The organism is Streptomyces spiramenti (genome assembly GCF_012034385.1).
Classification (GTDB): Bacteria; Actinomycetota; Actinomycetes; order Streptomycetales; family Streptomycetaceae; genus Streptomyces; species Streptomyces spiramenti.
The window spans coordinates 15,083-35,154 of the sequence record NZ_JAAVJB010000019.1 but is presented as its reverse complement, the minus strand read 5'-3'; the positions used below and the strand labels follow the sequence as shown (position 1 = coordinate 35,154).

Below are 20,072 nucleotides of genomic sequence, written 5' to 3'. Positions count from 1 at the left end.
CCGGCGCGGTCACTGCGTTGCGTGCTACTTGATGATGTAGATCGTGATGAACAGGCCGATCCAGACGACGTCCACGAAGTGCCAGTAGTACGACGTCACGATTGCCGCCGTCGCCTGCTCGTGCGTGAAGCGCCGGGCCATGAAGGTCCTGGCCAGCACCAGCAGGAAGGCGATGAGGCCCCCCAGCACGTGCAGACCGTGGAAACCGGTCGTGAGGTAGAACACCGAGCCGTACGGGTCGGACGAGAGCGTGATGCCCTCGTGCGCGACCAGTTCCACGTACTCGGCCACCTGGCCGCCGATGAAGACCGACCCCATGACGAAGGTGATCGCGAACCACATCCGGAGCCGCTTCACGTCACCGCGTTCGGCGGCGAAGACGCCGAACTGACAGGTGAGCGAGGAGAGCACCAGGATCGTGGTGATCGTCAGGGCGTACGGCACGTTCAGCAGGTCCGCCTGGGACTGCCAGTACTCGCTGCCCATCACCGATCGCAGGGTGAAGTACATCGCGAAGAGGGCCGCGAAGAACATCAGCTCGGAGCTCAGCCAGATGACTGTGCCGACGCTCGTGAGGTTCGGCCGGTTGACCGAGTGATGCGCGTGCCCGGTTTCTGCTTCTGCTGTTGCTGTCGCCACGCCCGACATTATGTCGGTCGCTTATCCCGCACTCACCCCCGGGGGTCCTGTTCGGTGTGTCCGGGCAGATGTGCGCCTCCCCGGAGGGCCCCGAAGTGCCCCGGCGGCACCCGTCCGCGCCCTTCCCCTGCCGCTCGCGGGCACCGACGGAGTACGATCCGGCCAGCGGCGTCCGCACCGGCGGGCTCGGGCATTCCATCGAGGAGGACGGATGCAGCGCACCGCCACGGTGCTGGTCTACAGCGACAACGTGAACACCCGCGAGGAGGTCCGGATGTCGGCGGGGCGGCGGCCCGCCTCGGACGTCCCGCCGGTCGAGTACGTGGAGTGCGCGACACTGCCGGCGCTGCTCACCCTGTTGGAGGAGGGCGGCATCGACGCCTGCGTGCTGGACGGCGAGACCGCGCCCGCCGGCGGCATGGGCGTCTGCCGGCAGATCAAGGACGAGATCTTCGACTGCCCGCCGGTGCTGCTGCTGATCGGCCGGCCGCAGGACGCCTGGCTGGCGACCTGGAGCCGCGCCGAGGCCGCCGTGCCGCACCCGCTGGACCCGGCCGAGGTGGCTCACGGGCTGGCCGAGGTGCTGCGGCGCCGACTGCCCGCCACGGTGTAGTCCCGGCCTCGCACCACGACGCCGCCGTCCGTCCCCCGTGAGGGGGCCCGGGCGGCGGCGTCGTCGTTCCGGGCGACGCCCGGGACGCCGGCTCACAAGGAGGGACGCAGCCGGCCGCTGTCGCCCGGTTCCGGCTTCGCCTCGGCGTCGCCGTGGAGCGCGCTCCCCTGGCGCCAGTCGTCCCAGGACATGTTCCAGTCGCCGAACCCGTTGCCGAACAGGTCCATGTCGTTGCCGTAGCCGTTGACGTGCTCGACGATGTCGCCCACCTTGGCGAACTCGAAGAACCAGCGGGCGTTCTCCGTGCTGAGACCGGTGCAGCCGTGGCTGACGTTCTGCGCGCCGTGGGACCCGACCGACCAGGGCGCGCCGTGGACGTACTCGCCGCTCCACGTCAGCCGGGCGGCCCAGTAGACGTCGAGGTCGTAGTACTCGGAGCTCCCCTGGGCGATGCCGATGCTGCTGCCGTTCATCCGGACGTGCTGTTCCTTGCCGAGGATGACCTTCTTGCCCTCGCGGGTCCGGAAGCCCTCCTTGCCGGTGGTCATCGGCATGGTGCGGACGACCTCGCCGTTGCTGGTGACGGTCATGGTGAGGGTGCCGATGTCGGCGATCGCCTCCACCCGGTCACCCGTACGGATGGTCAGCGGCTCGCTCTCGGCGCCGCGCAACCCGTCCTGGACGTGCACTCCCGCGAGTTCGGAACTCACCCGGACGGTGGCGTTGGCCGGCCAGTACTCCGCCGGGCGGTAGTGCATCGTGGCGCCGTCGGCCCAGTGCCAGGTGCCCTCGGTCGCGGGTTCGGACTCGACCGTCAGCAGCCGTTCGACGACCGCGCGCGCCTCGCGGCTCTCGACCTCCTCGCTGAGCTCGGCGATCACCGGCTGGCCGACGCCGTAGGTGCCGGCCTCGGGGCCGAAGGTGATCTCCAGCGCGGTCGAGTCCGCGTCCTTGGTGGTGAAGACGTGGGTGCGGCGCCCGGGGTGGCCGTCGCGGTTCTCGGTCGCCACCTCGACGGTGTACTCGATACCGGCGGCCAGTGGCGTGGTGCTGGTCCACGCCCCGCCGTCGGCCGTCAGTTCGCCGGTGACGGTGCGTCCCGCCGCGTCGACGGCGGTGACGTCGGTGATGCGGGACTCCTCGGAGGTGGCGGTGACCCGGAGCGGGTCGGCGGGGTCGACCGCCGCCTGCTCGGGACCCTCCGCCGGGCCGAAGGAGACGTCCGCGGCGGCGTCGTAGGGACCGGTCGACCTCGGGGGCTCGGGGCCGCCGGAGCAGCCGGCGAGGCCGATCATCAGAGGGGCGAGTATCAGGGCGCAGCCGAGCGTCAGACGACGCCGGGCTGCCGCGCGGGGCGGACCGGCCGCGCGACCGCCGGAGGCGGCCGGGGCGGGGTGCCCGTCGGTGACGACATTCCCGTGACTCATGGTCATAAAATATGAAGAATATCCGCCATCAGCCTGTCGAGCGCGTGCAAACGGGTCGGTCCCCGGACGTGATGTCCGGGGACCGACCCGTTCGGCGGTCGCGGCGGCCGGGAGGGCCGCCCGGTACTACTGGGTCTGGTTCTCGCCCCGGTAGTACTCGAAGATCCACAACCACAGGCCGATGGCCAGCAGCGGTGCGGTGAAGAAGAGGAACCACCAGCCGAAGACCGGGCCGAGGAAGGCGAACATGCACCCCAGGCCGAGCGCCAGCGGCGCCCAGCTGTGCGGGGAGAAGAAGCCCAGCTCGCCCGCGTCGTCCGCGACGTCGGCGTCCTTGTCGTCCTGCGCCCCGGTGTCCACGCGGCGAGCGGTGAAGACCAGGTAGTACCCGATCATGATGCTCAGGCCGAAGGAGAGGAACAGGGCGGTCGTACCGACCGGCTCCTTGGACCAGACGCCGTACACGATGGCGACGACCAGGATGAAGCCGGCCAGCCAGTTGAACATGTGGCCCTGGATCTTCACTTGGTGTCCTCCTCACGGGACACGCCGGCGACGGCGCCGCGGTGCTCCAGCTGGTCCCGCTCGGCCATCTGCGGGTGGTGCAGATCGAAGGCGGGGGATTCCGAACGGATACGCGGCAGCGTGACGAAGTTGTGCCGCGGCGGCGGGCAGGAGGTCGCCCACTCCAGGGAGCGGCCGTAGCCCCAGGGGTCGTCGACCTCGATCTTCTCGCCGTACTTCCAGGTCTTCCAGATGTTGTAGAAGAACGGGAGGATCGACAGACCGAGCAGGAACGAACCGATGGTCGAGATCATGTTGAGCGTGGTGAAGCCGTCGGCCGCGAGGTAGTCGGCGTACCGGCGGGGCATGCCCTCGGCGCCGAGCCAGTGCTGCACCAGGAACGTGCCGTGGAAGCCCACGAACAGCGTCCAGAAGGTGATCTTACCGAGCCGCTCGTCCAGCATCTTCCCGGTGAACTTCGGCCACCAGAAGTGGAAGCCGGCGAACATCGCGAAGACCACCGTGCCGAAGACCACGTAGTGGAAGTGGGCCACCACGAAGTAGGAGTCCGAGACGTGGAAGTCCAGCGGGGGCGAGGCCAGGATGACACCGGTGAGACCACCGAAGAGGAACGTCACCATGAAGCCGATCGTCCACAGCATCGGCGTCTCGAAACTCAGCGAGCCCCGCCACATGGTGCCGATCCAGTTGAAGAACTTCACACCGGTCGGTACCGCGATCAGGAACGTCATGAACGAGAAGAACGGCAGCAGTACCGCGCCCGTCACGTACATGTGGTGCGCCCACACCGTCACCGACAGGCCGGCGATGGCGATGGTCGCGGCCACCAGGCCGATGTAGCCGAAGATCGGCTTGCGGCTGAAGACCGGGATGATCTCGGAGACGATGCCGAAGAACGGCAGCGCGATGATGTACACCTCGGGATGGCCGAAGAACCAGAACAGGTGCTGCCACAGGATCGCGCCGCCGTTGGCGGAGTCGAAGATGTGCGCACCGAAGATCCGGTCCGCGGCGAGGCCGAAGAGGGCGGCGGCCAGCACCGGGAAGGCCAGCAGGACCAGCACACCGGTCAGCAGCACGTTCCAGGTGAAGATCGGCATCCGGAACATCGTCATGCCGGGCGCGCGCATGCAGATGATCGTCGTGATGAAGTTGACCGCGCCGAGGATCGTGCCGAAGCCGCCGAGCGCCAGGCCCATCACCCACATGTCCGCGCCCATGCCGGGCGAGTGGACCGCGTTGGAGAGCGGCGAGTAGGCGAACCAGCCGAAGCTGGCCGCGCCCTGCGGGGTGAAGAAGGCACCGACGACGATCAGGCCGCCGAAGAGGTACAGCCAGTACGCCAGCATGTTCAGCCGCGGGAACGCCACGTCGGGCGCACCGATCTGCAGCGGCATGATCCAGTTGGCGAAACCGGCGAAGAGCGGCGTCGCGAAGAGCAGCAGCATCACCGTGCCGTGCATGGTGAACAGCTGGTTGAACTGCTCGTTGCTGACGAGCTGGGTCCCCGGACGGGCGAGTTCGGCCCGCATGATGAGGGCCATCGCGCCGCCGACGACGAAGAAGAAGAACGACGTGATGAGGTACATCGAGCCGATCGTCTTGTGGTCGGTGGTGGTGAGCCACTTGACGACGATCTGGCCCGGCGTCTTCTTGCGCGCGGGTGGCGAGGCCGGTACCGACCCCGTCTTCTCGGGTGAGCTGTCGAGGATGGTCACGGCTGGTTCGTCTCCGCGTTCTTGGCGGCGTCGGTCTGCTCGATACCCGCCGGGATGTAGCCGGTCTGGCCGCGGTCGGCCAGATCCTGCAGGTGCTCCTGGTACTCCTCCGGCGAGACGACCTTGACGTTGAACAGCATCCGCGAGTGGTCCACACCGCACAGCTCGGCGCACTTGCCGAGGAAGGTCCCCTGCTTGTTGGGGGTCACCTCGAAGCGGTTGGTGTGACCGGGGATGACGTCCATCTTCATCAGGAACGGCACCACCCAGAACGAGTGGATGACGTCACGCGAGGTCAGGATGAACTGGACGGTCTCGCCCTCGGGGAGCACGAGGGTCGGACCGGGGTTGCCGGTGTCGGCGTCACGGTCGGCGGGGGTGCCGATGTCGTAGACACCGTCGGCGTTCTCGGGGACCGCGTCCATCATGCGGTCGGGGATGGCCGACAGTTCGGGCGAGTCGGGTGCGAAGACGTCACCCTCACCGACCGGCTCCAGGTAGTTGAATCCCCAGCTCCACTTGAAGCCCACGACGTTGATGACGTGGTCCGGCTGGTCCGAGGTCTTCATCAGCTCGGTCTGGTCACGTGCTGTGAAGTAGAACAGCACCGAGACGATGATCAGCGGAACGAGGGTGTAGAGCGCCTCGATCGGCAGGTTGTACCGCGTCTGCGGCGGGACCTCCACCTTGGTGCGCGAACGGCGGTGGAAGAAGACGCTCCACGCGATCAGACCCCACACGATCACACCGGTGATCAGTGCGGCGATCCACGACCCCTGCCACAGGGACAGGATGCGCGGCGCTTCCTCCGTTGCCGGACTGGGCAGCCCGAGGCGGGGCAAATCCTCGGATGTGCAACCGGTGGCGGTTGCCAGGACCAGGCCCGCGATGAGCGCCTGCGGCAGTACCCGCCGCATCGGACGCCGCGTCGAGCGGTCGGAGCCGTTGGGACTCACGTAGCGCCTTCCCGAGAGTCTCGCCCGTGCGCCCGGTCGCCGCCATCGCTCGGCGACGGGGCACTGACCCTGGCACGGGCAGGGTTTGGATATTTACGCGGACCAAACCCTACTGGACACCCCCGGGCGTTGCGCGGGGAGGGTGCCCAACGCGCCGTGCCGCCCCACCAGGGGACGTACCGGACACGCCGCCGCCGGTAGCGGGGCCGGGGCGCCCCTCCACAGGGGCCGGCGGCAGGCCACGCCCCGGCGCTCCGCCCCGGGCGTAGCCTGCCGGGGTGACGTACTTCGACGCCGCCTCCTCCGCTCCCCCGCACCCCGTCGCCCGCGAGGCGTTCCTCGCCGCCTGGGAGGAGGGGTGGGCCGATCCCGCGCGACTGCACCGCGAGGGGCGGCGCGCCCGACTGCTGCTGGACGCGGCCCGGGAGGGCACCGCCGAACTGCTCGACTGCCGCCCCGACGAGCTGGCCTTCACCACCTCGGGGACCCGGGCGCTGCATACCGGGATCGCCGGAACGCTGGCGGCACGCCACCGGGTCGGCCGCCGGCTGCTGCACTCCGCCGTCGAGCACTCGGCGGTGCTGCACGCGGCGGAGAGCCACCGCGGCGCCGGGGGCACGGCAGTGGAGGTCCCGCCCGACCGGGCCGGCAGGACCGCGGTCGCCGACTGGTCCGGGGCGCTCACCCCGGACACCGCGTTGGCCGTGCTCCAGTCCGCCAACCACGAGGTGGGCACCGAACAGCCGGTCGAGGAGGTCGCGGAGGTGTGCGGCGCGGCCGGCGTACCGCTCCTGGTGGACGCGGCCCAGTCCGTTCCCTGGGGCGAGGTGCCGGGTCGGTGGTCGCTGCTGACGGCGAGCGCGCACAAGTGGGGCGGCCCCGGCGGGGTCGGGTTGCTCGTGGTGCGCAAGGGCACCCGCTTCGCGCCCCCGGAACCGCACGACGAACGGGAGTCGGGCCGCTCCCCGGGGTTCCCCTCGCTCCCGGCGGTGGTCGCGGCGGCGGCCTCGCTGCGCGCGGTGCGTGCCGAGGCGACGGCCGAGGCCGAGCGGCTCCGCGCGCTGGTGCGGCGCATCCGGACGCGGGTGCCGGAGGAGGTGCCGGACACCTGGGTGGTGGGCCACCCGGAGCTGCGCCTGCCGAACGTCGTCACCTTCTCCTGCCTGTACGCGGACGGCGAGGCGCTGCTGGACGGTCTGGACCGGGAGGGGTTCGCCGTCTCCTCGGGTTCCTCGTGCACCTCCTCCACCCTCACCCCCAGCCATGTGCTGCGGGCGATGGGTGTGCTGTCGGAGGGGAACGTGCGGGTGTCGCTGCCGCGCGGCACGGCCGAGTCCGACGTCGAGCGGTTCCTGGCGGCGCTGCCCCGGGTGGTCGGTGCGGTCCGCGACCGGCTCGCCGGTCCGGTCGTCCCGGACGGCCCCGGTGGCACTGCGGAGCCCGACGACACGGCGGAGCCGGATTGCCCCGCGGGCGGGAGCGCCGCCGGGGCGACGCCGGCCGGAGTCACCGAGGTCGAGGTGGACGCGCTGGGGCGGCGGTGCCCGATCCCGGTCATCGAGCTCGCCAAGGTGCTCCCCGGCGTCCCGGTGGGCGCGGTGGTGCGGGTACTGGCCGACGACTCGGCCGCGCGGCTGGACATCCCCGCGTGGTGCGAGATGCGCGGTCAGGAGTACCTCGGCGAGGAGCCGTTGGCCGGGCCGGGGCGGGGCGGCAGCGCCTATCGGGTCCGCCGCACGGGGTGACCGCCGGGTCCGGCGGTGCGCGGCACGCGACCGCCCGCCGGCATCGCGCGGGGGCGCTGGGCGGCGGGCGGTGCGGTCAGGTGTCAGGCGCCCAGGTAGCCGCGCACCTCGTCGCCGGCCTCCTGGCCGTACGCCTTGGTCAGCCGCTCCAGGAACGACCCCCGGCTGAGGGTGTACTCCTGGGTGCCGACCGTCTCGATGACCAGGGTCGCCAGCATGCAGCCGACCTGCGCGGAGCGTTCCAGCGAGGCGCCCCACACCAGGCCGGAGAGGAAGCCCGCGCGGAACGCGTCGCCGACTCCGGTGGGGTCGGCCTTGCGCTCCTCCTCCGGGCAGTCCACGTGGATCGGCTGCTCGCCCGCCCGCTCGATGACCGCGCCCTTGGGACCGAGGGTGGTCACGCGGGTCCCGACCCGGCGCAGCACCTCCTCGGCGTCCCAGCCGGTCTTGGTCTCGATGAGCGCCTTCTCGTACTCGTTGCTGAAGAGGTAGGTGGCGCCGTCGGTGAGGGTGCGGATCTCCTCCCCCTCCATGCGGGCCAGCTGCTGGGAGTAGTCCGCGGCGAAGGGGATCTCCCGGGTCCGGCACTCCTCGGTGTGACGGAGCATCGCCTCGGGGTCGTCGGCACCGATGTGCACCAGGTCCAGGCCGCCGACGCGGTCGCCGACGGACTTCAGCTCGATCTGGCGGGCCTCGCTCATGGCGCCGGTGTAGAAGGAGCCGAGCTGGTTGTGGTCGGCGTCGGTGGTGCAGACGAACCGGGCGGTGTGCAGCGTCTCGGAGATCCGCACGGAGGCGGTGTCCACCCCGTGGCGGTCCAGCCAGTCGCGGTACTCCACGAAGTCCGCGCCCGCGGCGCCGACCAGGACCGGCGAGGCGCCCAGCCCGCCCATTCCGAAGCAGATGTTGGCGGCGACACCGCCGCGCCGCACCTCCAACCCGTCCACCAGGAACGACAGCGAGAGGTTGTGCAGTTGATCCCCGACGAGCTGGTCCGCGAAGCGGCCCGGGAACGTCATCAGATGGTCGGTGGCGATGGAGCCGGAGACGGCGATACGCACTGCGGGCTGCTCCTCTGTGAGGAAGGGGACGGTCGGTGGCCTGGCGCGGACCAGGCTACCGGCCGCCGGTGGCGGCGCGCTGCGGTACGGCGGCACCCGGCGGGAACCCGGAACGCCTCCGGTCCGTCGAAGGAGGACAACGGGCCCGGCTCGGTCCCGCCGACGAAGGAGCCACTGTGTCAGAGCGAGAGGCCGTCCTCGACGACGACGTCGCAGCCCGTCGCGGACGCGGCAGATGGCTGCCGGTGGCTGCGGTCGCCGCCGCCGTCACCCTGCTGGCGGGCGGCGCGTACGGCGTGAACCGGATCACCGACGGCACTCCCGCCACCGAGCCGCGGCCGTTGGCGCTGACTCCGAACCCCGGCGGCGGAGCGGCCCTGCACGAATCCGCCGTGTACCCCGCCTCGTCCGTCTTCCACCGGGTCACCGGGGAGCTTCCCGCGCTGGACGCGGCCGAGGCCCCCGTGTACGGGTACGGCGAGGCGATCGACGAGGCCACCGTCCGGGAGCTGGCCGCGACGCTGAAGGTGTCGGGCGAACCGCGGCTGGTCGGCGACGCCTGGGAGGTCGGCCCCGAGCAGCCCGGGGTGGCCGGCGCGCGGCTGATGGTGACCGCGGACGGCGAGGGTGCCTGGCGGGTGACCGGACCGGACCACGCCCTCACACGGAGCGTGCCGCCGCCGGGTGACACGCCTCCGGCCGACCCGACGGAGGGCCCCGCCGTCGAGCCGGCGCCGGGGATGCCGGCGGACCCGGACGGCTCGCAGTCCTCGCCCGCGATGCCCGAACCCGCCGGGCCGGAGCCGGTCATGCCGCCGCGGGACCTGCCCGACGACTCGGGCGCGGAGCCCGGTGCCCCCGACGCGGAACGCGTCGTCCCCGGGCCGCACGACGGCGAGCGCGGCCTGGTCGACGCCCCCGTGCCGGAGGACCTCCTCCTCCCGGACGGCCCGGCCGGTCCCCCGCCCTCGGCGGAGGAGGCACTCGCCGCCGTCGTCCCGCTGCTGGAGCGGCTCGGCCTCGACCCGGCCGCGGCCGAGGCCACCGACACCGCGGGCGACCGGCGCACGGTGCGCGTGGCCCGGCAGGTCGACTCCCTCCCCGCGCCGGGGCTGGGGACGCGACTGGAGGTCGACGCCCGGGGAGTGGTGGTGTCCGGGCAGGGCACGCTCGGGGACCCCGTCTCCGGTGACGCCCCCTACCCGCTGATCGACGCGGCTGAGGCGCTACTCGCCCTCAACGGCGGTATCGCGGAGCCGCCGGAGGCCGCCGCGGTGGTGGAGGTCTCCGAGGTCGGGCTCGGTCTGGTGCGGCACCGCGTCGCCGGCGAACCGGTGCTGGTGCCGGCCTGGCTGTTCACCCCGGCGATGGCGCCCGACGCCGAACCCGTCGCCCGGGTCGCCGTCACGCCGGAGCTGCTGACGGGGGTCTCCGACGACGTCGCGCCGAGCACCGGCGGTGCCTCCGAGCCGGGCGACCCCGGGACGGTGGACCTCGACGGCGCGGTCGGTCGCGCGCCCGACTCCGACTTCAGCGGGGAGACCTGGTCGCTGGAGCCCGCGGAGGCCACCGCGACGTCACTGGTCTACCACGACTCGACCGGGGCCTGCGGCGAGTACGAGGCGTTCGCGGAGGAGACGCCCGACACCATCACCATCACCGTCGAGCAGATCGACCCCGATCCGGACCAGATCTGCACCCTGCAGTTGGTACCCGGGACGTTCGACGTCGAGCTGGACGAGCCGCTGGGCGACCGGACGGTCCGCAACAGCCTGGGCGCGGAGATCGAGGTGCCGGGCCGGTGACCGGCGGCCCCGTTCCGGGCGACCGCCCCGGTTAGTCTCCGCACCCGCCCGGTGGCGTCCGGGTGGGTGCGGACGGTCGGCCCGGCGTTGTGAGGGTCCGGGCCGACCAGGGTCGGGGTCGGGGGGCGCGCCATCGCGAACGGCGGGGCCCCCGGCCCCGGTTGCGCACGTGGTGGACCGCCGGTCATCGGCATCGCCCCGCGGCGCCGGCGGGCGGGCGGTGGCCCACACCCGCGGCTCCCCGCCCGCGGCTCCACACTCACGGCGAAGCCGCCACGGCGGTGCCGTGGCGGCTTCGGTCGCGAGCGGCATCCCTCCCCGGCGGGGCGGGGAAGCGGGTCGCGTCAGTTGAACGAGTCGCCGCAGGCGCAGGAGCCGGTGGCGTTCGGGTTGTCGATGGTGAAACCCTGCTTCTCGATGGTGTCGACGAAATCGATGGAGGCGCCGCCGAGGTACGGGGCGCTCATCCGGTCGGTGACGACCTTGACGCCGTCGAAGTCCTTGATGACGTCGCCGTCGAGCGACCGCTCGTCGAAGAACAGCTGGTAGCGCAGGCCGGAGCAGCCACCGGGCTGCACCGCCACCCGGAGCGAGAGGTCGTCGCGGCCCTCCTGCTCCAGCAAGGTCTTCACCTTCGCCGCGGCAGCGTCGGACAGGATGATGCCGTCGCTCACAGCGGTCTTGTCCTCAACGGACATCTGCTCACTCCCGGGTAGTACGGACTGCTGGGCCGACTGCTGCAACAGCCGGTGTCCCGGATTCATTCCGGTGCTTCGTCGGTCTGTCCCCCATCGTCCCACACCGGCGGCTGAAGGCCGAGGGCGTGCGCGGCGCCCCCGCTGCCGCCCGCACCCCACCCCTGCCCCCCGGCCTGCGGCGGCGGGGGCGCACCCCGGCGGGAGCCCGGGAGGCAGCGGCATGCGTCACATCGACGCGATGGACGTCGTCACGGCGACGAGAAGTCGCTATCATGAATAGCGTCAATCAGACGAAAAGGGCCTCGGAAACCTGGCACACACCGCTGGGACGCGGTGGGCCACGGCCCGGAGCCGCAGCAGCGCGTCCCCGCGCCGACACCGCGTGGACAAGAGAGGTGTGCGCCGTGACCACCGCCCATCCCCTGGACGTACAGCCCACCCCGCTGGCCCTGCTGCTGCTCGGCCGCCAGTCGGACCCGGCCAGCGAGCGGGGCGTGGACTGCCCCGGCGACCTGCCCTCCCCGTCCGACCCCGACCTGGTGGCACGCGCCCGCGCCGCCAAGGAGGCGCTGGGCGACCGGGTCTTCGTCCTGGGCCACCACTACCAGCGCGACGAGGTCATCGAGTTCGCCGACGTGACCGGTGACTCCTTCAAGCTCGCGCGCGACGCGGCAGCCCGCCCGGAGGCGGAGTACATCGTCTTCTGCGGCGTCCACTTCATGGCGGAGTCGGCCGACATCCTGACCACCGACGCCCAGCAGGTCGTCCTGCCCGACCTGGCCGCGGGCTGCTCCATGGCCGACATGGCCACCGCCGAGCAGGTCGCCGAGTGCTGGGACGTGCTCACCGAGGCGGGTGTCGCCGGGACGACGGTCCCGGTCTCCTACATGAACTCCTCCGCCGACATCAAGGCGTTCACCGGGCGTCACGGCGGCACGATCTGCACCTCCTCCAACGCCCACCGCGCGCTCGAGTGGGCGTTCGAGCAGGGGGAGAAGGTCCTGTTCCTCCCCGACCAGCATCTCGGCCGAAACACCGCCGTGCGGGACATGGGCATGTCGCTCGACGACTGCGTCGTCTACAACCCGCACAAGCCCGGCGGCGGCCTCACCCCCCAGCAGCTGCGGGACGCCCGGATGATCCTCTGGCGCGGCCACTGCTCGGTCCACGGCAGGTTCTCGCTGGACTCGGTGGCCGAGGTCCGGGAGCGCATACCCGGCGTCAACGTCCTGGTCCACCCGGAGTGCAAGCACGAGGTGGTGGCCGCGGCCGACCACGTCGGATCGACGGAGTACATCATCCGGGCGCTGGAGGAGGCGCCCGCCGGGTCGAAGTGGGCGATCGGCACGGAGCTGAACCTGGTCCGGCGCCTCGCCGCCCGCTACGCGTCGCAGGACAAGGAGGTCGTCTTTCTCGACCGCACGGTCTGCTTCTGCTCCACCATGAACCGCATCGACCTGCCACACCTGGTGTGGGCGCTGGAGTCGCTGGCCGCGGGGCGGGTCGTCAACCGGATCCAGGTCGACCCCGAGACCGAACGGTACGCCCGCGCCGCGCTGGAGCGCATGCTCGCGCTCCCCTGATCCGGAGCCCCCGCGGGTGGACGGCCGAGCGTTCTCGGCCCTCCACCGGCGGGGGCTGCCGTCCGCGGGGGCTGCCGTCCGGGCGGCGGGCCCGGGTCAGTCGGGGAGGGTCGCGCGGGCGTCGAAGTACTCCCCCGGCACGCCGCCGTCCTGCCGCCCCCCGCACCCCTCGGCCAGCAGCAGCAGACCCAGCAGCGTGCCGACGACCGCCGCCACGAGTCCCCACGAACGCCCGCTCATCCGCCGATGATCGCAGTCCGCACCCACCCTCCGGAAGCCCCTCTCCCGAAGCCCGCACGTGGCGGCCGGCCTCACGGCGGGCGGCCCGGCGGCGGGCTCTGGACCGGCGGCGGGCGCCCCGGCGACAATGGGCGGATGCTGCTGCGCCGTGTGCGGGACAGCCCGCGTGACACCGAGTCGGTCCGGAGAGTGGCCGTCGCCTCCGGCCACGGCACGGGACCGGACGGCGAACGCACCCGGGCCGGTCGCGGTCAGGGGCCGCGCGACACCGGCGACGGGCCGGCCCGTCGGGCGACGCCCCCTCCCGGCCCCCGCACCGACACCGGCCCGGGGGCCGGGTCGGGCGGCCCGGCCGACCACGCGTCCACCGACGAGGCGGATTCTCCGGTGGCCGCGGTACGCCACCGCAGGGCCACCGAGCACCTCGTCCGCACCGACCCGGACGGCTGCTGGCTGGCGGAGGACGGCACCGGCCGGACGGTCGGCGCCGTCCGGGCCTCGCTGCGTGAGGGCACCTGGGCGCTCTCCCTGCTGGTGGTACGGCCGGAGGCGCGCGGCTCCGGAGTCGGCGGCGCGCTGCTCGACCGCGCGATGGCCTACGGTCGCGGCACGCTCCGCGGCATCGTCCGGGGAACGGGCGACCCGGTCGCCGCGCGGCTGCTGCGGCACGCCGGCTTCGCCCTCCACCCGACGCTGCGGCTGTCCGGTCCGCTCGACCCGTCGGGGCTGCCCACTCCGGACGGCCCGGCGGTCGAGGGCGGCGCCGGACAGCGCGACCTCATGGACTCGGTCGACCGGGCGGTGCGCGGCGGCGCGCACGGCCCGGACCACGACGAGCTGCTGCTCCACCACCGGGTGGTCGTCGCGGACGACCTGGCCGGCAGCGGCTACTGCTACGTGGCGGAGGACGGCCGGGTGGAGCTGCTGGCCGCCACCTCCCGCCGCATCGCCTCCCGACTGCTGACGGCGGCCCTGCTGAGCCTGCCCGCGGGAACCGCGGTGACGGTGGACCAGCTCACGGCGGACCAGCAGTGGGCACTGGACGTGGGGCTGGCGGCGGGACTCCGCGTGACCGGTTCCGGCGTGGTGGGGCTGCGCGGGATGCGGCCACCGACGCCCTACGTGCCCTCGGCCGCCTTCCTCTGACCGCGCGACACCGCGCCCGGTGGTGGGGCGCGGCGGCGCGGGAGTCGGGCGCTGCGACCCGTCAGCCGGCCCGGCCCGGTCGCACCAGCCCCGACTCGTAGGCCGTCATGACCAGTTGCGCCCGGTCGCGGGCGGCCAGCTTGGCGAGCAGCCGGTTCATGTGGGTCTTGACCGTCAGGGGGCTGACGTGGAGCCGCGACGCGATCTCGTCGTTGGACCGGCCGCGGGCCACCTCCAGCAGCACCTCCCGCTCCCGTGCGGTGAGTGTCTCCACTCCTGCGGCGGCGGCCGGTGAGGGGCCCGGGCCGTCACCGGCGAGGAAGCGCTCGATCAGTCCGCGGGTCGCCGAGGGCGAGAGCAGGGCCTCCCCCGCGGCGGCGACCCGGATGGCGGTCAGCAGCTCGTCCGGTCCCGCGCTCTTCCCCAGGAAGCCGCAGGCCCCGGCGCGGAGCGCCTCCACCACGTAGTCGTCCTGCTCGAAGGTGGTCAGGATGACGACGCGGACCGCGGCGAGCGTCGGGTCGGCGGTGATGGCGCGGGTCGCGGCGATGCCGTCCGTGCCCGGCATCCGGATGTCCATCAGCACCACGTCACAGGGGCGTTCCGCCAGCAGGCGTACCGCCGCGTCGCCGTCGGCGGCCTCGCCCACCACCGTCATGTCCGGCTCGGAGTCCACCAGGACGCGGAAGGCGCTGCGCAGCAGCGCCTGGTCGTCCACGAGGAGCACGGTCGTCGTCATGAGCGGCGCCCCCACAGCAGCCGCGCCGGCGAGGGGCAGGCGAAGGAGACGGGCGGCACGCCGCACGCAGGCGGAACCGACTCCTGCGGGGCCTCCCCCGGCCTGGCCAGGGGGAGGCCGACCCGCACCTCGAAACCGCCACCGGGCGCCGGCCCGGCGGCGAAGCCGCCGCCGAGCGCCTCGGCGCGCTCCCGCATCCCGGTGAGTCCGTGTCCACCGCCGTTGCGGCCGGTGGCTGCCGGGCCGGGGGAGCCGTCGTCGCGGACGGTGATCTCCAGGGCGGCGGAGCCGCTCCGCGGTCCGGGGACCCGGACGATCCGCACGACGGCGCGGGCACCCGGACCGGCGTGCTTGTGGACGTTGGTGAGCGCCTCCTGCACCACCCGGTAGGCCGCGAGGTCCACCGCCGCCGGCAGCGGCGCCCGGGGCTCGGGCCGGTCGACGACGACCCGCATCCCGGCACGCCCGCACCCCTCGACCAGCTCGTCGAGGCGGGCCAGGCCCGAGGCCGGCTCGGTGGGGGCGACCGGGTCGTCCTGCTGGCGCAGCAGGACGACGGTGGACTGCAGCTCCTCCAGCGCCTGCCGACTCGCCTCCCGGACATGGGTCAACGCCTCGCGCGCCTGGTCGGGACGGTTCTCCATGACGTGCGAGGCGACACCGGCCTGCACGTTGACCATGGCGATGTGGTGCGCGACGACGTCGTGGAGCTCGCGGGCGATCCGCATCCGCTCCTCCGCCACCCGGCGGCGCGCCTCCTCCTCGCGGGTCTTCTCCGCGTGGTCCGCCCGTTCGCGGATACCGGCCATCACGGCCCGGTGACCGCGCACGGCGTCCCCGGCCGCGGCAGCCGCCGCGTACCAGGCGAGGATGGCGAAGTTCTCGGCGGCGTACCAGGGGTTCGGGCCGAAGACCATCGCCGCGGCGGTCCCCGTGACGGTGACGACCAGCCCGATCCGCCAGGTCGCGGCGCGGCCCGCCCGGTTGGCGACGGTGAACAGCGCCACCAGGACGGCCACCGAGACGACCGGACTCCGGTCGGAGACGGCGGGCAGCGCCGCGCCGATCACGACCTCGGCGACCGACGCCAGTGTCGTGAGCGCCAGCACCACGATCGGGCAGCGGCGGCGCAGCACCAGCGCCCCGGCGGCGATCACGGCGAGGCAGAGGCTGTGGGGCGCGAGGTCGCGGACGTCGATCGCGCCGTAGCCGGGGTGCTGGGCCACGGCGACCGAGCCGGCGACCATCGCGCTGAGCACGACGGCGGCGAGTGCCGCGTCCACCCACAGCGGGTGGTCGGCGGCCCAGCGGCGTGCCCGCGCGGCGGCGTGCGGCTGCCCGGGAGTCGGCCCGAGGTCTGCCCGGACGCCGTCCGGCGAGGCCGGGGGCGGCTGGCTGTCGACGCCGGTCGTCGTCACGACGGTGGGACGGGCCCGCTCGGCGGCCGGGGATCGGCCGGCGCGACCGGCGACGCGCCGGTGCGGCACGGGACCGGGCTCGGGCCGGGGAGGGGGCTGGGGCACGGTACCGCGCGACGCGGCGGTCTGCGGAGCGCTCACGGCACAAGCCTAGGCGCTGTCCGGCAGACGGCGCCGGCAAGGCCCGCGGTGTCCGGTGCGGTGGATCGCACGGCGGAGCGTCGCAGCTCGTACCCGGCGTCCCTCGCCCGATCCTCCAACGCGGCGAGATGCCGTGCCAGGCGCCGCGGGCCAGGCGGGATTCGTCGGACAGGGCCTGGCGGGCATGGGCCGGTGCAAGGAGTCGCAGCCCGAAGTCGCCCGGCCGGGTCACCGCACCGCTGCCGTTGCCGCGGCACGCGCCCGGGGTGCCCGCCCGGCGCGTGGGCAGCGCCCGGACAGCGGAACCCCGACGGCAGCACCCGGGCACAGCCGCGGGCCCCGGCCCTCACGAGGAGGGGCAGGGCGCGCGGCTGACGGGTTCGCGGGCGGCGGACCGGCCCGCTGTGGTCCCGACCGGGAGCCTCAGGGCTTGGCCGGGTACTCGTCCGGGATGAGACCGTCGTCCGACAGCATGGCCCGGACCTGCTCGATCGTCGCGTCGGGCGCCGGGAGGATCAGCTCCGACGGCTCCAACGCGTCGTCCGGCAGGGGGGCACCCATGGTGCGGACCGCGTCGAGCAGGGCGGCGAGCGTCCGACGGAAGCCCTCCTTGTCGTCCTGTTCGACCTCGGCCATCAGCTCGTCGTCGAGCTCGTTCAGCTTGGGGAAGTGGCTGTCGTCCAGCCGGACCTGCCCCTCCCCCATGATCCGTACGATCACTCCGTACTCCTTGTAACAACCGTGTCGGGCAGGGCTACTGCTTGTCGAACTTCGGGGTGTCCTGCCTCGGGTCCTGCACGCCCCCGGTGCCGCCCTCCAGCGCCTGCGGCGTGGTGCCGCCTGCGAGTTCGGCCTTCATGCGCTCCAGCTCCAGGTCGACGTCCGAGCCACTGGAGATGCGGTCCAGCTCGGCGGTCAGGTCGTCCTTGGAGGTGCCGGTCGGGTCGTCGAGAGCACCGGACGCCAGCAGCTCGTCGATGGCACCGGAACGGGCCTGGAGCTCCTGGGTCTTGTCCTCGGCACGCTGGATCGCCATGCCGACGTCACCCATCTCCTCGGAGATGCCCGAGAAGGCCTCACCGATGCGGGTCTGCGCCTGCGCCGCGGTGTAGGTGGCCTTGATGGTCTCCTTCTTGGTGCGGAAGGCGTCCACCTTGGCCTGCAGCCGCTGCGCGGCGAGGGTGAGCTTGTCCTCCTCGGCCTGGAGCGTCTGGTGCTGCGTCTCCAGGTCGGAGACCTGCTGCTGGAGTGCCGACCGACGGGTCAGCGCCTCACGGGCCAGGTCCTCCCGACCGAGGGCGAGGGCTTTCTTGCCCTGCTCCCCCAGCTTGTCCGACTGGCCGCGCAGCTGGTTCAGCTGCAGCTCCAGCCGCTTGCGGGACGTGGCGACGTCCGCCACCCCGCGCCGTACCTTCTGCAGCAGCTCCAGCTGCTTCTGGTACGAGTAGTCGAGCGTCTCGCGCGGGTCCTCGGCCCTGTCCAGGGCCTTGTTGGCCTTCGCGCGGAAGATCATTCCCATCCGCTTCATGACACCGCTCATGGGCCTCGCGCGCCCCCTTCGGACTGCTCCGGATAAATCGCCAGGTGACCTCTAGCCTACGGGTCCCGCCTCCATTAGCGCACCACCCGTCCATGATCGTCGTCCTTCGTGAGGACGAGGTGGAGGCGCGCGCTACGGCTCAGGGACTAGGGACTCCGGGGCGGCCCCGGCGGTTCCCGACGGGCGCCGGCGGGTCTTCCGGACCCGGCCCGCCGCGGGCTCCGCAGCGGGCCGTCGGGGCCCCCGGGCGTCCGCCAGGTCTCGGAACGGGAACATCCGGGTCACCCCCGGGGTACGGGGGCTTAGCCGGAAGGCGACGAAGCCGTAGGCTGGGGGTGTGTTCCGAAGCCGTTCGAATGAGACCAAGCAGGCCGCCGCCGAGACCGAGCAGGACGAGGCGCAGGGCCGCGACCCGCAGGCTCCCAAGGGCCGGCCGACGCCCAAGCGGAGCGAGGCGCAGGCGCTGCGCCGCGCCACCGTGAAGCCCCCGGCCAACCGCAAGGAGGCAGCCAAGCGCGCCCGTGAGGCGCGGCGCAGCGCACTCGCCAAGCAGCGGGAGGCGCTGATCTCCGGCGACGAGAAGCACCTCCCGGTGCGCGACCGCGGGCCGGTGCGCCGGTACGCCCGTGACTTCGTGGACTCCAAGTGGCACGTCTCGGAGTACTTCCTGCCGATCGCCGTCGTCATCCTCGTGATGAGCATGTTCCCCGCCCAGCAGGCCGCGTCCCTGCTGCTCTGGATGGGCGTGATCATCATGATGGTCACCGACTGGGTGGTGACCGGGGTGCGGCTGAAGAAGCAGCTCCGTGAGCGCTTCCCCGACGAGTCGCACAAGGGCGCCCGCGCCTACGCGATCATGCGGACCCTCCAGATGCGCCGCATGCGACTCCCCAAGCCGCAGCTGAAGCGGGGCCAGCAGCCCCGCTGATCCTTTCTCGGCCCGGGCTGCGCCCCTCGGCTCACCCGAGGGGCGTAACGGTCAATCCCGTCGCGGCGCCCCGGCGCGGGCGAGAATCGCCGCATGATCCACGCCCGAGGGAACACGTTCGCCACCGGTGCCGCCGCGCTCTGCGCGGCGGCACTGCTGTCTGCCTGCTCCGGCGAGGGCGGCCGGGCCGACCTCGGCATCGCCGACGCCGGTGACTCCGTCGCCGCCGCCGAGGCGGCGGCCATCGACGAGACCTTCCAGGACGTGGTCAGCGACGTCCTGCCGTCGGTCGTCCAGATCACCACCCAGGACGGGCTGGGGTCGGGTGTGGTCTACGACGACGAGGGCCACATCGTCACCAACGCCCACGTCGTGGGCGAGGCCGACGAGGTCGAGATCCTGCTCGCCACCGACCGCCGGCCCCTGCCCGCCGAGGTGATCGCCACCTACTCCCCGCAGGACCTCGCGGTCGTGAAGCTGCGGGAGGTGCCGGACGACCTCGACCCCGCCACCTTCGGGGACTCCTCCGACGTGCGCGTCGGCCAGATGGTGCTCGCGATGGGCAACCCCCTGGGGCTGGACTCCAGCGTCACCCAGGGCATCGTCTCCGCGGTGGGCCGCTCGCTCAGCGAGGGCGAGGGCGGCGCCACGCTCAGCAACCTGGTGCAGACCTCCGCGCCGATCAACCCCGGCAACAGCGGCGGGGCGCTGGTGAACCTCTCGGGCGAGGTCATCGGCATCCCCACCATCGGCGCCCGCGAACCGGACGGCGGCGGGCAGGCCGCCGGCATCGGCTTCGCCATCCCGTCGGCGAGCGTGACGTCCCTGGCGGACCAGATGATCGAGAACGGCGAGGTCACCGACTCCGGGCGGGCCGCGCTCGGCGTCACGGTCCGCACCGTGCTGGGTGAGGGATTCCGGCCGGTGGGCGCCGCCGTAGTGAGCGTCGCGGACGGCGGGCCGGCGGCCGACGCCGGGCTGCGGCCGGGCGATGTCATCGTCGCCGTCGCCGACGAGCAGGTCACCGACGTGGTGTCGCTGGCGGAGGCGCTGGCCTCGCAGCAGCCGGACGACAAGGTCGAGGTGGTCTGGGAGCGCGACGGCTCCGAGGAGTCCGCCGACGTCGCCCTCGACGAGGCCTGACCCCGGC

Annotated in this window: 19 protein-coding genes; 7 read left to right on the top strand and 12 right to left on the bottom strand. The window is 72.9% G+C overall.

Going from position 1 to position 20,072, the window contains the following annotated elements; translation table 11 throughout:
* Positions 1-24: 24 nt before the first annotated feature.
* Positions 25-648 (bottom strand): aa3-type cytochrome oxidase subunit III, encoded by a 624-nt coding sequence (ctaE, locus tag HCJ92_RS04620; RefSeq protein ID WP_167932114.1) that lies wholly within the window; start codon positions 646-648, stop codon positions 25-27.
* A gap of 202 nt (positions 649-850) precedes the next feature.
* Here ctaE and HCJ92_RS04615 point away from each other — a divergent pair, with 202 nt between their 5' ends.
* Complete coding sequence (locus tag HCJ92_RS04615) at positions 851-1,252, top strand: hypothetical protein (protein ID WP_167932113.1); 402 nt, start codon at positions 851-853, stop codon at positions 1,250-1,252.
* Between the two features lie 92 nt (positions 1,253-1,344).
* Here the strand turns inward: HCJ92_RS04615 and HCJ92_RS04610 are convergent, their stop codons facing one another.
* The 4 genes from HCJ92_RS04610 to ctaC all read right to left on the bottom strand — a co-directional run bounded on the left by HCJ92_RS04610 (position 1,345) and on the right by ctaC (position 5,878).
* Positions 1,345-2,547, bottom strand: coding sequence for a L,D-transpeptidase (locus tag HCJ92_RS04610; protein WP_167932124.1), 1,203 nt, complete (start codon positions 2,545-2,547; stop codon positions 1,345-1,347).
* Positions 2,548-2,805: 258 nt separating this feature from the next.
* Positions 2,806-3,204: an aa3-type cytochrome oxidase subunit IV gene (locus tag HCJ92_RS04605; protein WP_167932112.1), complete on the bottom strand. Its 399-nt coding sequence runs from the start codon at positions 3,202-3,204 to the stop codon at positions 2,806-2,808.
* Complete coding sequence (gene ctaD, locus HCJ92_RS04600; RefSeq protein WP_167932111.1) at positions 3,201-4,922, bottom strand: aa3-type cytochrome oxidase subunit I; 1,722 nt, start codon at positions 4,920-4,922, stop codon at positions 3,201-3,203. Before ctaD ends, HCJ92_RS04605 begins: the two co-directional genes overlap by 4 nt.
* Positions 4,919-5,878, bottom strand: coding sequence for an aa3-type cytochrome oxidase subunit II (ctaC, locus tag HCJ92_RS04595; RefSeq protein WP_167932110.1), 960 nt, complete (start codon positions 5,876-5,878; stop codon positions 4,919-4,921). Before ctaC ends, ctaD begins: the two co-directional genes overlap by 4 nt.
* A 278-nt stretch (positions 5,879-6,156) precedes the next feature.
* Between ctaC and HCJ92_RS04590 the strand changes: the two genes are divergently transcribed.
* Positions 6,157-7,623 (top strand): aminotransferase class V-fold PLP-dependent enzyme, encoded by a 1,467-nt coding sequence (locus HCJ92_RS04590; protein ID WP_167932109.1) that lies wholly within the window; start codon positions 6,157-6,159, stop codon positions 7,621-7,623.
* Positions 7,624-7,706: 83 nt separating this feature from the next.
* Here HCJ92_RS04590 and HCJ92_RS04585 read toward each other — a convergent pair whose 3' ends face one another.
* Positions 7,707-8,684, bottom strand: a complete 978-nt coding sequence (locus tag HCJ92_RS04585) for a PfkB family carbohydrate kinase (protein WP_167932108.1) — start codon at positions 8,682-8,684, stop codon at positions 7,707-7,709.
* A gap of 176 nt (positions 8,685-8,860) precedes the next feature.
* Between HCJ92_RS04585 and HCJ92_RS04580 the strand changes: the two genes are divergently transcribed.
* A complete protein-coding gene (locus HCJ92_RS04580) occupies positions 8,861-10,489 on the top strand; it encodes a hypothetical protein (RefSeq protein ID WP_167932107.1) in 1,629 nt (542 codons plus the stop codon).
* A 344-nt stretch (positions 10,490-10,833) separates the two neighbouring features.
* Here the strand turns inward: HCJ92_RS04580 and HCJ92_RS04575 are convergent, their stop codons facing one another.
* A complete protein-coding gene (locus HCJ92_RS04575) occupies positions 10,834-11,187 on the bottom strand; it encodes a HesB/IscA family protein (protein WP_167932123.1) in 354 nt (117 codons plus the stop codon).
* Positions 11,188-11,591: 404 nt separating this feature from the next.
* Between HCJ92_RS04575 and nadA the strand changes: the two genes are divergently transcribed.
* Entirely contained in the window at positions 11,592-12,770 is a 1,179-nt protein-coding gene (gene nadA, locus HCJ92_RS04570) for a quinolinate synthase NadA (protein WP_167932106.1), read from the top strand.
* Between the two features lie 96 nt (positions 12,771-12,866).
* On the opposite strand, the gene HCJ92_RS04565 is transcribed toward nadA, so the two are convergent.
* Positions 12,867-13,010: a hypothetical protein gene (locus tag HCJ92_RS04565; RefSeq protein ID WP_167932105.1), complete on the bottom strand. Its 144-nt coding sequence runs from the start codon at positions 13,008-13,010 to the stop codon at positions 12,867-12,869.
* Between the two features lie 135 nt (positions 13,011-13,145).
* Between HCJ92_RS04565 and HCJ92_RS04560 the strand changes: the two genes are divergently transcribed.
* Entirely contained in the window at positions 13,146-14,156 is a 1,011-nt protein-coding gene (locus HCJ92_RS04560; protein WP_167932104.1) for a GNAT family N-acetyltransferase, read from the top strand.
* A gap of 61 nt (positions 14,157-14,217) precedes the next feature.
* On the opposite strand, the gene HCJ92_RS04555 is transcribed toward HCJ92_RS04560, so the two are convergent.
* From HCJ92_RS04555 to HCJ92_RS04540, 4 genes are all read right to left on the bottom strand, one after another.
* Complete coding sequence (locus HCJ92_RS04555; RefSeq protein WP_167932103.1) at positions 14,218-14,895, bottom strand: response regulator transcription factor; 678 nt, start codon at positions 14,893-14,895, stop codon at positions 14,218-14,220.
* Positions 14,892-16,454, bottom strand: coding sequence for a sensor histidine kinase (locus HCJ92_RS04550; protein ID WP_420824669.1), 1,563 nt, complete (start codon positions 16,452-16,454; stop codon positions 14,892-14,894). Before HCJ92_RS04550 ends, HCJ92_RS04555 begins: the two co-directional genes overlap by 4 nt.
* Before the next feature lie 423 nt (positions 16,455-16,877).
* A complete protein-coding gene (pspAA, locus tag HCJ92_RS04545) occupies positions 16,878-17,174 on the bottom strand; it encodes a PspA-associated protein PspAA (RefSeq protein WP_167932102.1) in 297 nt (98 codons plus the stop codon).
* Between the two features lie 34 nt (positions 17,175-17,208).
* The gene (locus HCJ92_RS04540) at positions 17,209-17,994 is read right to left on the bottom strand and encodes a PspA/IM30 family protein (RefSeq protein WP_167932101.1); all 786 of its coding nucleotides are present in this window, start codon (positions 17,992-17,994) and stop codon (positions 17,209-17,211) included.
* A gap of 337 nt (positions 17,995-18,331) precedes the next feature.
* On the opposite strand from HCJ92_RS04540, the gene HCJ92_RS04535 reads away from it, so the two are divergent.
* A complete protein-coding gene (locus HCJ92_RS04535) occupies positions 18,332-18,922 on the top strand; it encodes a DUF3043 domain-containing protein (protein ID WP_167932100.1) in 591 nt (196 codons plus the stop codon).
* Positions 18,923-19,015: 93 nt separating this feature from the next.
* Positions 19,016-20,065: a S1C family serine protease gene (locus HCJ92_RS04530; protein WP_167932099.1), complete on the top strand. Its 1,050-nt coding sequence runs from the start codon at positions 19,016-19,018 to the stop codon at positions 20,063-20,065.
* The last annotated feature ends 7 nt before the right edge of the window (positions 20,066-20,072 follow it).

Excerpts from the sequence above, each read along its gene's own strand:
- ctaE (WP_167932114.1), bottom strand. The coding sequence starts at position 648 with ATGTCGGGCGTGGCGACAGCAACAGCAGAAGCAGAAACCGGGCACGCG.
- HCJ92_RS04615 (WP_167932113.1), top strand. The coding sequence starts at position 851 with ATGCAGCGCACCGCCACGGTGCTGGTCTACAGCGACAACGTGAACACC.
- HCJ92_RS04530 (WP_167932099.1), top strand. The coding sequence starts at position 19,016 with ATGATCCACGCCCGAGGGAACACGTTCGCCACCGGTGCCGCCGCGCTC.
- HCJ92_RS04575 (WP_167932123.1), bottom strand. The coding sequence starts at position 11,187 with ATGTCCGTTGAGGACAAGACCGCTGTGAGCGACGGCATCATCCTGTCC.
- HCJ92_RS04540 (WP_167932101.1), bottom strand. The coding sequence starts at position 17,994 with ATGAGCGGTGTCATGAAGCGGATGGGAATGATCTTCCGCGCGAAGGCC.
- HCJ92_RS04610 (WP_167932124.1), bottom strand. The coding sequence starts at position 2,547 with ATGATCGGCCTCGCCGGCTGCTCCGGCGGCCCCGAGCCCCCGAGGTCG.
- HCJ92_RS04565 (WP_167932105.1), bottom strand. The coding sequence starts at position 13,010 with ATGAGCGGGCGTTCGTGGGGACTCGTGGCGGCGGTCGTCGGCACGCTG.
- HCJ92_RS04555 (WP_167932103.1), bottom strand. The coding sequence starts at position 14,895 with ATGACGACGACCGTGCTCCTCGTGGACGACCAGGCGCTGCTGCGCAGC.
- HCJ92_RS04560 (WP_167932104.1), top strand. The coding sequence starts at position 13,146 with ATGCTGCTGCGCCGTGTGCGGGACAGCCCGCGTGACACCGAGTCGGTC.